Below are 12,370 nucleotides of genomic sequence, written 5' to 3' on the forward strand. Positions count from 1 at the left end.
CTTACCAGGTTTGGGTGGCCTTGAACTTCTCGATACCGGCTTTGATGCCAGCGTCGATTTCGTCGTTGAAGTCACCCTTCACGTTGATCTTCGCCATCAGTTCGGCGTGATCACGGTTGAAGTAAGCGATCAGTGCTTGTTCGAAGCTACCGATCTTGGCGATTTCAACGTCGGTCAGGAACCCACGCTCAGCGGCATACAGCGACAGCGCCATGTCCGCGATGGACATTGGAGCGTATTGCTTCTGCTTCATCAGCTCGGTAACACGTTGGCCGTGTTCGAGTTGCTTACGGGTGGCTTCGTCCAGGTCAGAAGCGAACTGGGCGAATGCCGCCAGTTCACGGTACTGAGCCAGAGCGGTACGGATACCACCGGAGAGCTTCTTGATGATCTTGGTCTGAGCGGCACCACCCACACGGGATACCGAAACACCGGCGTTCACTGCAGGGCGGATGCCCGAGTTGAACATGGCCGATTCCAGGAAGATCTGACCGTCGGTGATGGAAATCACGTTGGTCGGAACGAACGCGGAAACGTCGCCAGCCTGGGTTTCGATGATCGGCAGTGCGGTCAGGGAACCGGTCTTGCCAGTTACAGCACCGTTGGTGAACTTCTCGACGTACTCTTCGGAAACGCGCGATGCACGCTCCAGCAGACGGGAGTGGAGATAGAACACGTCACCTGGGTACGCTTCACGTCCTGGTGGACGGCGCAGCAGCAGGGAGATCTGACGGTAGGCAACGGCCTGCTTGGACAGGTCATCGTATACGATCAGCGCGTCTTCACCGCGGTCACGGAAGAACTCGCCCATGGTGCAACCGGCGTATGGCGCCAGGAATTGCAGTGCGGCGGATTCCGAAGCACTGGCAACCACCACGATGGTGTTGGCCAGGGCGCCGTTTTCTTCCAGCTTGCGAACGATGTTGGCAACGGTGGAACGCTTCTGGCCGACAGCAACATAAACACAGAAAATACCGGAGTCTTTCTGGTTGATGATGGCGTCGATCGCCATGGCGGTCTTACCGATCTGACGGTCACCGATGATCAGCTCGCGCTGGCCACGGCCGACCGGGATCATGGCGTCGACAGATTTGTAGCCAGTCTGTACAGGCTGGTCTACCGACTTACGCCAGATCACGCCCGGAGCAACTTTCTCGACCGCGTCGGTCTCGGTGTTGCCCAGTGGGCCTTTGCCGTCGATTGGGTTGCCCAGTGCGTCAACAACGCGACCCAGCAGTTCCTTACCAACTGGAACTTCGAGGATGCGGCCGGTGCACTTGGCGCTCATGCCTTCAGCGAGGGTGTCGTAGGCGCCCAGTACTACCGCACCAACGGAGTCTTGCTCCAGGTTGAGGGCCATACCGAACACGCCACCTGGAAACTCGATCATTTCGCCGTACATTACGTCGGCCAGACCGTGAATCCGCACGATACCGTCAGAAACGCTGACGACGGTACCCTCGTTGCGGGCTTGGGAGGTCACGTCGAGTTTCTCGATGCGACCCTTGATGATTTCACTAATTTCGGAAGGATTGAGTTGCTGCATTGCTCTGCTGCCCCTTCAAACTCAAGATTTCAATGCTTCGGCCAGTTTCGCGATTTTGCCGCGAACCGAGCCATCGATTACCAGGTCGCCGGCGCGGATCACGACACCACCGATAAGGGTGGCATCCTCCGACGCATGCAGGCGCACTTCCCGGCTGAGCCGTGCACTGAGAACCTTGGCGAGTTTGTCTTGCTGTTCTTGGTTCAACGCAAAAGCACTGGTGACTTCCACGTCCACGGATTTCTCTTGTTCAGCCTTGTACAGGTCGAACAAAGCCGAAATCTCCGGCAACAGCAGGAGACGGTCGTTTTCCGCGGCAACATGAATGAAATTCTGTGCCTGTGCATCGAACTTGTCACCGCACACGTCAATAAACGCGGCGGCCTTTTCTGCGCTCGTCAGTCGCGGGGCCTTGAGCAGGCGCTGCATCGTGTCGTCTTCCGACACTGCAGCAGCCAGGCCGAGCATGGCTGACCAATTGGCCAGTTGCTGATGGGCCTGGGCGTGCTCAAAGGCCGCCTTAGCGTAAGGTCGGGCCAACGTGGTCAGTTCTGCCATGATCGCCCTCGCTTAAATTTCAGCGGCCAGTTTATTAACCAGCTCCGCATGCGCGTTTTGATCGATTGTGGCGCCAAGGATCTTTTCAGCACCGCCAACAGCCAGCAGACCCACTTGGGCACGCAGGGCGTCTTTGACACCGTTAATTTCCTGTTCGATCTCGGCCTGAGCCTGAGCCTTCACACGGTCAGCTTCGACGCGGGCCTGATCACGGGCTTCCTCGACGATCTGAGCACCGCGCTTCTTGGCTTGCTCAATGATTTCGGCTGCCTGAGCTTTCGCTTCGCGCAGTTGCTGACCCGCTTTGTCTTGGGCCAACTCCAGGTCGCGAGCTGCTCGGTTGGCAGCGTCCAGTCCATCCGCGATCTTCTTCTGACGTTCTTGCAATGCCGCGATGACCGGAGGCCACACGAACTTCATGCAGAACAGCACAAAAATGAAGAACGCAACGGACTGACCAATCAGGGTTGCATTAATGTTCACGCCAACACCTCGCTCGTTCTTTGTCCATCACACCAAACCACTCGAGAATTCGAGTGATTAGCCGGCGATTTGACCAACGAAGGGATTAGCGAAGGTGAAGAACAGAGCGATACCAACACCGATCATGGTTACGGCGTCGAGCAGACCGGCAACGATGAACATTTTAACTTGCAGCATTGGAACCATCTCTGGCTGGCGAGCAGCGCCTTCCAGGAACTTGCCGCCCAGCAGGCCGAAACCAATGGCGGTACCCAGGGCACCCAGGCCGATCAGCAGAGCAACAGCGATAGCGGTAAGACCAACTACAGTTTCCATCTTTCCTCCCGACTTTTACGTCGTATTGGTTAGGTTTTTTAGTTTGAAGCGGTAAAACAAAATCGTTTGGTACAGCTGCCCTTGCGGACTTTTTCGACCCTCCCCCATACCGGCGAAAGGGTCATCAGACACGCCAGGCGGTCTTAATGGTTATCTTCGTGAGCCATCGACAGGTAGACGATGGTAAGCATCATGAAGATGAACGCTTGCAGGGTGATGATCAGGATGTGGAACACAGCCCACGCCCATTGCAGCACCACGCCCAGGCCGCTGAGCCAGAGCAGGCCGCTGCCGAACATCACGGCAATCAGGATGAACACCAGCTCGCCGGCGTACATGTTGCCGAACAGACGCAGGGCCAGCGAGATTGGCTTGGCAATCAGGGTGACGAATTCGAGCAGGAAGTTGACCGGAATCAGCAGGATCTGAACGAAGATGTTCTTGCTGCCGAACGGGTGCAGGGTCAGCTCGCCGAGGAAACCGCCCAGGCCCTTGACCTTGATGCTGTAGAAAATGATCAGGGCGAACACGCTGAAGGCCATGGCCAGGGTCGCGTTCGGGTCGGTGGTCGAAACGGCACGGAACGGAATGTGCGGATCACCGGAGATCAGGATGGCCAGCTGTGGAATCCAGTCGACCGGGATCAGGTCGACGGCGTTCATCAGGAAGACCCAGACGAAAATGGTCAGCGCCAGCGGGGCGATCACCGGGCTGCGGCCGTGGAAGCTGTCCTTGACGCTGCCGTCGACGAACTCAACCAGCACTTCTACGAAGTTCTGCAGGCCGCCAGGCTGGCCGGAAGTCGCCTTCTTGGCTGCCATGCGGAACAGGAATACGAACAGCAGACCCAGTGCGACCGACCAACCCAGGGTGTCCAGGTGGAAAGCCCAGAAGCCCATTGCCTTGGCTTCTGCTGCGGAATGGGCAAAGCCCCAACCGCCGTCTGGTAGTTGACCGAAGGTCAGGTTCTGCAAGTGGTGCTGGATATAGCCCGAAGCGGTTTCTGCTGCCATGGTTGCCTCAAACGCCCTAAGGTCTCGAAAGTCTTATATTCATCAGCAGGGGCGCGAACCAGCTGACCAACTGGGTCAGCAGAAAGACACCGAAGACTGCTAACGGCGCCAATGGCTTCACTCCTGCAAACGTCAGTGCAAAAAGCACTGCCGTCAAAATCAATTTGCCTGCCTCGCCAGCGTAGAACGACTTGACGATGGCCTGCGCTGCCCTGGCTCCCGTGTAACGAAAAGCCTTCCAGGCGAAATACACATTCGGCAGCCAGGCAATCAGCCCTCCGCAGAGTGCCGAATATCCACTGACCGCCCCGTGCCACTGCCACAACGCCAAAGTTGCCAGCAGAAACACGACACATTGAGCCAACAGTACCGGAAAAACCGCCCAGCGATGGAAAGGCAAGCGGTTTGGCGTGCGGGTTTCCATCACAACTGCTCCTCGAAAGTCGACCAACCAGTCAGCTATGACTTGGCATAATTTGTGCCGACAAAATGCGCGCAGAGTATAGGGGCGGTTTAACCCCTATTCAACTGCCGGGTAGTGATTTCCGACTGCGCGCTACAAAAGGAATTGTTTCAGCGGATGTGAGCAAGGACACCTTGCAACTCATCTAATGAGTTGTAACGGATAACTAACTGGCCCTTGCCCTTGTTACCGTGGCGAATCTGTACTGCCGAGCCCAGACGCTCTGCCAGACGCTGTTCAAGGCGGGTGATGTCCGGATCCGGCTTGGCCGGTTCCGCGGCCTCGGGTTTACCGTTGAGCCACTGGCGAACCAGTGCTTCAGTCTGGCGCACGGTCAGACCGCGTGCGACAACGTGACGCGCCCCATCGACCTGCTGTTCATCCGGCAATCCAAGCAGTGCCCGGGCGTGACCCATTTCCAGGTCACCGTGGGACAACATGGTCTTGATCACCTCCGGCAACGAGATCAGGCGCAGCAGGTTGGCCACGGTTACCCGCGACTTGCCCACGGCGTCGGCGACCTGTTGCTGGGTCAGCTGGAACTCCTGCTGCAGGCGCTGAAGGGCGATGGCCTCTTCCACCGGGTTGAGGTCTTCGCGCTGGATGTTCTCGATCAGGGCCATGGCGATGGCCGCTTCATCGGGCACGTCGCGGACCATGGCCGGGATAGTGTCCATGCCGGCCTGCTGGCTGGCGCGCCAGCGGCGTTCACCGGCGATGATCTCGAATTTGTTGTCAGCGATCGGGCGCACCACGATCGGTTGCATCACACCCTGGCTCTTGATCGAGTGGGCGAGTTCTTCCAGTGCCTGCGGGTCCATGTCCCGGCGCGGCTGGTACTTGCCGCGCTGGATCAGGTCGAGCGGCAGGTGTTGCAGTTCCTTTTGGTCGACCTGGACAGCCTGCTCTTCGAGCGCGCTGACGGTCGGACCACTGAGCAGTGCATCCAACCCACGTCCGAGACCCCGTTTCTTAACGGCCATGCGGATTCCTTAAGTTGTCTGTGCAGTGCGGGTTTGACGACGTTGGCGACGAACCAGTTCCCCGGCCAGGGCCAGGTACGCCAGGGCGCCACGCGATTGCTTGTCGTAGGCCAGGGCCGGCATGCCGAAGCTCGGGGCCTCGGCCAGGCGGATGTTGCGTGGAATCACGGTGTCGTACAGCTGGTCGCCGAAGTGTTCCTTGAGCTGCGCGGACACATCATTGATCAGGCTCAGGCGCGGGTCGTACATGGTCCGCAGCAGGCCTTCGACCTTGAGCTGCGGGTTCAGGCGCTCGCCGATCCGCTTGATGTTATCCACAAGGTCGCTCAAGCCTTCCAGGGCAAAGTATTCACATTGCATCGGAATGATCACGCCATCGGCAGCGACCAGGGCGTTGAGGGTCAGCATCGACAGCGACGGCGGGCAGTCGATCAGGATGTAGTCGTAATTCTCGCGGATCGGCGCCAGCGCGGTGCGCAGGCGGCTCTCCTTCATCTGCATTTCCAGCAGAACCACTTCGGCGGCGGTCAGATCGCGGTTGGCCGGCAGCAGTTGGTAGCCGCCGTGTTCGGAGAAGTGCATGGCCTGGGCCAGGTCGCACTCGCCGATCAACAGGTCATAGACCGAATGTTCCAGGACGTGTTTATCCACACCGCTACCCATGGTGGCGTTGCCCTGTGGATCGAGATCGATCAGCAGCACGCGGCGCTTGGTTGCCACCAGCGATGCTGCGAGATTGATACAGGTGGTGGTTTTGCCCACACCACCTTTCTGGTTCGCGATAGCGAATACCTTAGCCATTCTTGCTTGTGTTCCCAATCATGCCGTGCGGCGCAGTATCAGCAGATGGCGTTGGCCTTGGCAACCCGGAACGGTCAAGGCCTGCTCGCTATCCACTCTGAAATCTGCCGGCAATGCTACCAGCTCATCGGCAGGATGCAGCCCTTTCATTGCCAGCCACTGCGTCTGGGCGTCGCCGAGGTGGCGCGTCCAGTTGGTGAAGTTCTCCATGCTGCTGAAAGCACGGGAAACAATTCCGGTGAAAGGCAGCTCCGGTTGGAACTCCTCGACCCGCTTGTGGATAACTGTGAGGTTATCCAGTTTGAGCTCCAGTTTTACCTGGGTCAGGAAACGGGTTTTCTTGCCGTTGCTGTCGAGCACCGTGACTTGCTTGTCCGGATGCAGGATAGCCAAAGGAATGCCCGGCATGCCACCGCCGCTGCCAACGTCCAGCCAGCGCTCGCTGTGGATAAACGGCATGACGCTGAGGCTGTCGAGCAGATGGCGCGACACCATCTCGTCCGGATTGCGCACGGCAGTCAGGTTGTAGGCCTTGTTCCACTTGATCAGCAAGGCCAGGTAGGCCAGTAGTTGTGCTTGCTGGGCCTCGCTCAGCTCGACACCGAGCTGGCGGGCACCTGTGGACAACTCTTCGGCGTGTTGAGGGGTGACCTGAGAACTCAAGCGCTTTGCTCCAACTCGCGGCCTGCGCCGCGTTTTTTCAGATGAATCAGCAACAGGGAAATCGCCGCCGGGGTCACGCCGGGGATACGCGAAGCCTGGCCCAGGGTCTCGGGCCGGGTCTGGCCAAGCTTGCCCTGGATTTCCTTGGACAGCCCGGAAATACCGCTGTAGTCGATATCGTCGGGCAGGCGGGTATCTTCGCTGGCACGCAGCCGGGCGATTTCTTCCTGTTGCCGGTCGATGTAACCGGCGTATTTGGTCTTGATCTCGACCTGTTCGGCCACCTGCGGGTCGATATGCGAACCGCCAGTGACTTCCATCAGCCCGGCGTAATCGATTTCCGGGCGGGTCAGGAGGTTGAGCAGGTTGTATTCATGGCTCAACGGCGTGCCGAATTTATCGGCAATGGCCTGGCCTTGCGCGGTGTCCGGACGTACCCAGGTCGACTTCAGCCGCTGCTCTTCCAGAGCGATGCCTTCGCGCTTGGCACTGAACGCAGCCCAGCGCGCGTCATCGACCAGGCCCAGCTCGCGGCCTTTTTCGGTCAGGCGCAGGTCGGCGTTGTCTTCACGCAGGATCAATCGGTACTCGGCCCGCGAGGTGAACATGCGATACGGCTCCTGGGTACCCAGGGTAATCAGGTCATCGACCAATACGCCGATGTACGCTTCGTCGCGGCGCGGGCACCAGCTTTCACGGCCCTGGGCGCGCAAAGCGGCGTTAGTCCCGGCAAGCAAACCCTGGGCGCCAGCTTCTTCGTAGCCAGTGGTGCCGTTGATCTGGCCGGCAAAGAACAGGCCGCCAATCACCTTGGTTTCCAGGCTGTATTTGAGGTCACGCGGATCGAAGTAGTCGTATTCGATGGCGTAGCCCGGACGCACGATGTGGGCGTTTTCCATGCCGCGGATCGAACGCACGATCTGCAACTGCACATCGAACGGCAAGGATGTGGATATCCCGTTCGGGTACAGCTCGTGGGTGTTCAAGCCTTCGGGCTCGATGAACACCTGATGGCTTTCCTTGTCGGCAAAGCGGTGGATCTTGTCTTCGATCGACGGGCAGTAGCGCGGGCCGATGCCTTCGATGACCCCGGAATACATCGGCGAGCGATCGAGGTTCGAGGCAATGATCTCGTGGGTACGGGCGTTGGTGTGGGTAATCCAGCAACTGACCTGACGCGGGTGCTGTTCCTTGGAGCCCATGAACGACATCACCGGGATTGGCGTGTCGCCGGGTTGCTCGGTCATTACCGAGAAATCCACCGAGCGGCCGTCGATGCGTGGCGGCGTGCCGGTTTTCAGCCGGCCAACACGCAGCGGCAGTTCCCGCAGGCGGCGCGCCAGGGCAATCGAGGGAGGATCGCCGGCACGGCCACCGGAGTAATTCTGCAAACCGATGTGGATAAGTCCGCCGAGAAAGGTCCCGGTAGTCAGTACCACGGAGTCGGCGAGAAAACGCAGACCCATTTGTGTCACCACGCCGCGTACCTGGTCCTGCTCGACGATCAGGTCGTCGCACGACTGCTGGAATATCCACAGGTTGGGCTGGTTCTCGAGAATCTCGCGCACCACCGATTTGTAGATGGCGCGGTCGGCCTGGGCGCGAGTAGCGCGCACGGCTGGGCCTTTGCGGTTGTTCAACACACGGAACTGGATACCGCTCTTGTCAGTGGCCAGTGCCATGGCACCGCCGAGCGCATCGATTTCCTTGACCAGGTGGCTCTTGCCGATGCCACCGATGGCCGGGTTGCAACTCATATGACCGAGGGTTTCCACGTTGTGGGTCAGCAGCAGGGTTTTTACACCCATGCGTGCAGACGCAAGCGCAGCCTCGGTACCGGCATGGCCGCCGCCGATGACGATCACTTCAAAACGGGAAGGGAAATCCACCACGCACCTCGTGCCTGTTTCGGGAATAGATAGGGATAACGCACAAGTATAGGGACTTACCCCCCTCTAAAGGAACCTTTTGCACAAAATTTAACCAGGCTGTGGATGAGTGGCGTGTAATAGAAATTAAAAGAGAGAAATTTATTAAAGCTTTGTTTTTATGTTTATTCTTAGTCAGGCACCTTTCTGTGGATAAGGTTCTGCAGGCCTTTATTTACCTTATGTACAGAGATTCAAAACCCTGTGGTCTACCGGGGATGAGCACTCTGGATAAGCGCTTTAAGCCTGTGGATGAAATGGCCAGTTACCCACAGGGGTAGTTATCTCCAACCTTGAAGGGCAGTTATCAACGGAGCTGAAGGTGGGTTTTCCACAGGGCTTATTTCAGTGAAGTGTGGATAGGCGCGCAGGAATCAGCGCAGCACGGGCACTGTGGCTGTACTGACCAAGGGAGAGGATTGGAGAAAACTGCTGCTGCAGTCGGGTCCGTTGCAGACCCGACTGTGGATAAAAGCGCTTATTTGCCGATGCAGAAGCTGGAGAAGATCCGCCCCAGCAAGTCGTCAGAGCTGAATGCCCCGGTGATCTCGCCCAGGGCTTGTTGAGCCTGGCGCAGATCCTCTGCCAGCAATTCACCGGCACCAGCCAGAGTCAGCTGGGCGCGGCCGTGCTCAAGGTGCGCACTGGCCTGGCGCAATGCTTCCAGATGGCGCCTGCGAGCGCTGAAGCTGCTCTCGGCAGTCTGTTCATAACCCATGCAGGCCTTCAGGTGCTCGCGCAGCAACTCAAGGCCCATGTCGCTGTCCTTGGCACTGAGGGTGATGGTGACATGGCCATCTTCACTCTGTTCCATGGCAATGGCTTCGCCACTCAGGTCCGCCTTATTGCGAATCAGCGTGACCTTGGCCGGATCCGGACGCAGATCGAGGAATTCCGGCCACAGGGCAAACGGATCACTGGCTTCCGGCGCTGTGGAATCCACTACCAGCAACACCCGATCGGCTTCATTGATTGCCTTGAGGGCGCGCTCCACGCCGATCTTTTCCACATGATCGTCGGTATCGCGCAAGCCTGCGGTGTCGACCACGTGCAGCGGCATGCCGTCGATGTGGATATGTTCGCGCAGGATGTCCCGAGTGGTGCCGGCGATATCGGTAACAATCGCCGCCTCACGGCCCGCCAGTACGTTAAGCAAGCTCGACTTGCCGGCGTTTGGCCGCCCGGCAATTACCACCGTCATGCCGTCACGCAGCAAGGCGCCCTGCCCGGCTTCACGCTGTACTGTGGATAAATTGTTACGCACATCATCGAGCATGTTCAGCACATGACCGTCGGCAAGAAAGTCGATTTCCTCTTCGGGGAAGTCGATGGCAGCTTCCACATAGATACGCAGGCTGATCAATTTCTCGGTGAGGTTATCCACACGACGGGAAAATTCGCCCTGCAGCGAGCGCAAGGCATTACGAGCAGCTTGTGCAGAACTGGCTTCGATCAGGTCGGCGATTGCCTCGGCCTGCGCCAGGTCGAGCTTGTCGTTGAGGAACGCACGCTCGCTGAATTCACCCGGGCGCGCCAAGCGGCAACCCAGTTGTACACAGCGCTGCAGGAGCATATCCAGCACCACCGGACCACCGTGGCCCTGCAGTTCCAGTACATCTTCGCCGGTGAAGGAGTTGGGCCCGGGGAAAAACAGCGCAATACCTTCATCCAGCACCAGGCCATCTTCCGCGCGGAACGGGCCGTAATGGGCGTGCCGCGGCGTCAGCGCTTTTCCACAGATGGCCAGCCCGGCTTGTTTGGCCAGGGGGCCGGAAAGCCGCACGATCCCCACGCCCCCACGTCCCTGGGCGGTAGCGATGGCGGCAATGGTTTCACGCACAGTGTTCATGCTCGAAGGCCTCACGACAAAAACGACAGATAGCAAAACGCCCCACGAGGGGGCGTTTATCCACAGGTTAGCTGGCTAACCCGTCAAGCAGCGGCTTTCTTGGTAGCCTTTTCGATGCTGCGGGTGATGTACCACTGCTGTGCGATCGACAAGCAGTTGTTCACAACCCAGTACAGCACCAGACCTGCAGGGAACCACAAGAAGAAGAAGGTGAAGATGATTGGCATCAGCTTCATCACCTTGGCCTGCATCGGATCCGGCGGAGTCGGGTTCAGCTGCTGCTGGATGAACATGGTCGCGCCCATGATGATCGGCAGGATGAAGAACGGATCCTTGATCGACAGGTCAGTGATCCAGAACATCCACGGCGCCTGACGCATCTCGACGCTTTCCAACAGAACCCAGTACAGCGAGAGGAAGACCGGCATCTGCACCAGGATCGGCAAGCAGCCGCCCAGCGGGTTGATCTTCTCTTTCTTGTACAGCTCCATCATGGCTTGCGACATTTTCTGCCGGTCATCGCCATGCTGCTCTTTGAGGATTGCCAGTTTTGGCGCCACGGCACGCATGCGCGCCATCGAACGGTAGCTGGCAGCCGACAGCGGGAAGAACAGACCTTTGATCAGCATGGTCAGGACAATGATCGACCAGCCCCAGTTGCCGAGAAGGCTGTGGATATGTTGCAGCAGCCAGAAGATTGGCTGGGCAATGAACCACAGGATGCCGTAGTCGACGGTCAGTTCCAGACCTGGGGACAACTCTTTGAGCTTCTCCTGGATCTTGGGGCCGGCGTACAGCATGGTGCTGGTTTCGCCTTTACCGCCAGCGGCAACGTTCAACGCCGGGCCGGTGAAACCGATGATGTAATTGCCCTGGCTGTCTTTACGGGTCTGAACGATGTTGTTTTCAGACTTGTTCGGAATCCAGGCAGTTACAAAGTAGTGCTGCAGCCAGGCTACCCAGCCGCCGGTAACATTTTCTTTCAGATTTCCCTTGTCGATGTCTTTTATCGACACCTTTTTGTAGGGCTCCGAACTTGTCCACAGGGCCGCACCGAGATAAGTCGCGGTACCGGTTGCGGTGCTCGAAGAAGGATCCGAGCTGGCGTCGCGCTTGAGTTGCGCGAACAGGTTACCGGTCCAGGGCTGTGCGCTCTGGTTGTCGATCAGGTAGGTGACGGTCAGGTCGTACTCACCGCGCTTGAAGCTGAAGCGCTTGATGTAGTTGACGCCGGCATCGCTGAACTTCAGGTCAACGACCAGTTGGTCCTGACCATCGGCCAGTTGGTAGCTTTTCTGATCAGCGGCATACAACGGACGGCCAGACGAACGCGCATCAGGTCCGTTGGCGCCAGTCAGACCGCTCTGTGCCAGGTAAGTACGCTCACCACCGTTATCGAACAACTGGAACGGAATGTCCGGATGGTCCTGGCGGCGTGGGTATTTCGGCAGCGTCAGCTGTGCGATGTCACCACCGTTTGGATCGATAGCCAGATCGAGGACATCAGTCTTGACCCGAATCAGGTCCTTGCTGACCACTACCGGGGCAAGTTCTGCTGGGCTGGATTCAGCGTTGGCGCTCGGTACATCGGCGCTGGCGCCAGTGTTACCGGCCTGCGCGGTGTCCGGCAGGGCCGGGGCAACGTTGCTGGCAGCAGTATTCTGAGTCGGCAAGGCAGCCTGGCCATAGTCCTGGTTCCAGTTAAGGACCATGACATAGGACACGATTGCCAGGGCGACGATCAGGATCGTGCGTTTAATATCCATGA

The 12,370-nt window shown here is 58.4% G+C and carries 12 protein-coding genes; all 12 read right to left on the bottom strand.

Translation table 11 applies throughout. The features are described 5' to 3' along the window. Position 1: 1 nt before the first annotated feature. The 12 genes from atpA to yidC all read right to left on the bottom strand — a co-directional run bounded on the left by atpA (position 2) and on the right by yidC (position 12,368). Positions 2–1,546 carry a F0F1 ATP synthase subunit alpha gene (atpA, locus tag ABIE20_RS14040; RefSeq protein ID WP_038997914.1) on the bottom strand — a complete coding sequence of 515 codons (1,545 nt, stop codon included), beginning with the start codon at positions 1,544–1,546 and terminating at the stop codon, positions 2–4. A gap of 21 nt (positions 1,547–1,567) precedes the next feature. Then, the gene (locus ABIE20_RS14045; RefSeq protein WP_429505588.1) at positions 1,568–2,104 is read right to left on the bottom strand and encodes a F0F1 ATP synthase subunit delta; all 537 of its coding nucleotides are present in this window, start codon (positions 2,102–2,104) and stop codon (positions 1,568–1,570) included. A 12-nt stretch (positions 2,105–2,116) separates the two neighbouring features. After that, positions 2,117–2,587 carry a F0F1 ATP synthase subunit B gene (locus tag ABIE20_RS14050; protein ID WP_010222733.1) on the bottom strand — a complete coding sequence of 157 codons (471 nt, stop codon included), beginning with the start codon at positions 2,585–2,587 and terminating at the stop codon, positions 2,117–2,119. Between the two features lie 57 nt (positions 2,588–2,644). Next, positions 2,645–2,902 (bottom strand): F0F1 ATP synthase subunit C, encoded by a 258-nt coding sequence (gene atpE, locus ABIE20_RS14055; RefSeq protein WP_003097235.1) that lies wholly within the window; start codon positions 2,900–2,902, stop codon positions 2,645–2,647. A gap of 143 nt (positions 2,903–3,045) precedes the next feature. Next, a complete protein-coding gene (atpB, locus tag ABIE20_RS14060; protein WP_115084564.1) occupies positions 3,046–3,915 on the bottom strand; it encodes a F0F1 ATP synthase subunit A in 870 nt (289 codons plus the stop codon). A 16-nt stretch (positions 3,916–3,931) separates the two neighbouring features. Next, positions 3,932–4,339: a F0F1 ATP synthase subunit I gene (locus tag ABIE20_RS14065; protein ID WP_010222722.1), complete on the bottom strand. Its 408-nt coding sequence runs from the start codon at positions 4,337–4,339 to the stop codon at positions 3,932–3,934. A 149-nt stretch (positions 4,340–4,488) separates the two neighbouring features. Beyond that, positions 4,489–5,361 (bottom strand): ParB/RepB/Spo0J family partition protein, encoded by an 873-nt coding sequence (locus ABIE20_RS14070; RefSeq protein ID WP_045199401.1) that lies wholly within the window; start codon positions 5,359–5,361, stop codon positions 4,489–4,491. 9 nt (positions 5,362–5,370) lie between these two features. Further along, positions 5,371–6,162 carry a ParA family protein gene (locus ABIE20_RS14075; protein WP_010222720.1) on the bottom strand — a complete coding sequence of 264 codons (792 nt, stop codon included), beginning with the start codon at positions 6,160–6,162 and terminating at the stop codon, positions 5,371–5,373. 18 nt (positions 6,163–6,180) lie between these two features. Continuing rightward, entirely contained in the window at positions 6,181–6,825 is a 645-nt protein-coding gene (rsmG, locus tag ABIE20_RS14080; RefSeq protein WP_115084562.1) for a 16S rRNA (guanine(527)-N(7))-methyltransferase RsmG, read from the bottom strand. Continuing rightward, positions 6,822–8,714, bottom strand: a complete 1,893-nt coding sequence (mnmG, locus tag ABIE20_RS14085; protein WP_429505589.1) for a tRNA uridine-5-carboxymethylaminomethyl(34) synthesis enzyme MnmG — start codon at positions 8,712–8,714, stop codon at positions 6,822–6,824. The genes rsmG and mnmG overlap by 4 nt, the downstream gene beginning before the upstream one ends. A gap of 517 nt (positions 8,715–9,231) precedes the next feature. Next, a complete protein-coding gene (gene mnmE, locus ABIE20_RS14090) occupies positions 9,232–10,602 on the bottom strand; it encodes a tRNA uridine-5-carboxymethylaminomethyl(34) synthesis GTPase MnmE (protein ID WP_429505590.1) in 1,371 nt (456 codons plus the stop codon). An 83-nt stretch (positions 10,603–10,685) separates the two neighbouring features. Then, positions 10,686–12,368 (bottom strand): membrane protein insertase YidC, encoded by a 1,683-nt coding sequence (gene yidC / locus ABIE20_RS14095; protein WP_429505591.1) that lies wholly within the window; start codon positions 12,366–12,368, stop codon positions 10,686–10,688. Positions 12,369–12,370: the final 2 nt, after the last annotated feature.

It is taken from the genome of Pseudomonas sp. 2835, assembly GCF_050435905.1.
Classification (GTDB): domain Bacteria; phylum Pseudomonadota; class Gammaproteobacteria; order Pseudomonadales; family Pseudomonadaceae; genus Aquipseudomonas.

Excerpts from the sequence above, each read along its gene's own strand:
- atpA (WP_038997914.1), bottom strand. The coding sequence starts at position 1,546 with ATGCAGCAACTCAATCCTTCCGAAATTAGTGAAATCATCAAGGGTCGC.
- ABIE20_RS14045 (WP_429505588.1), bottom strand. The coding sequence starts at position 2,104 with ATGGCAGAACTGACCACGTTGGCCCGACCTTACGCTAAGGCGGCCTTT.
- atpE (WP_003097235.1), bottom strand. The coding sequence starts at position 2,902 with ATGGAAACTGTAGTTGGTCTTACCGCTATCGCTGTTGCTCTGCTGATC.
- atpB (WP_115084564.1), bottom strand. The coding sequence starts at position 3,915 with ATGGCAGCAGAAACCGCTTCGGGCTATATCCAGCACCACTTGCAGAAC.
- ABIE20_RS14065 (WP_010222722.1), bottom strand. The coding sequence starts at position 4,339 with ATGGAAACCCGCACGCCAAACCGCTTGCCTTTCCATCGCTGGGCGGTT.
- ABIE20_RS14070 (WP_045199401.1), bottom strand. The coding sequence starts at position 5,361 with ATGGCCGTTAAGAAACGGGGTCTCGGACGTGGGTTGGATGCACTGCTC.
- ABIE20_RS14075 (WP_010222720.1), bottom strand. The coding sequence starts at position 6,162 with ATGGCTAAGGTATTCGCTATCGCGAACCAGAAAGGTGGTGTGGGCAAA.
- mnmE (WP_429505590.1), bottom strand. The coding sequence starts at position 10,602 with ATGAACACTGTGCGTGAAACCATTGCCGCCATCGCTACCGCCCAGGGA.
- yidC (WP_429505591.1), bottom strand. The coding sequence starts at position 12,368 with ATGGATATTAAACGCACGATCCTGATCGTCGCCCTGGCAATCGTGTCC.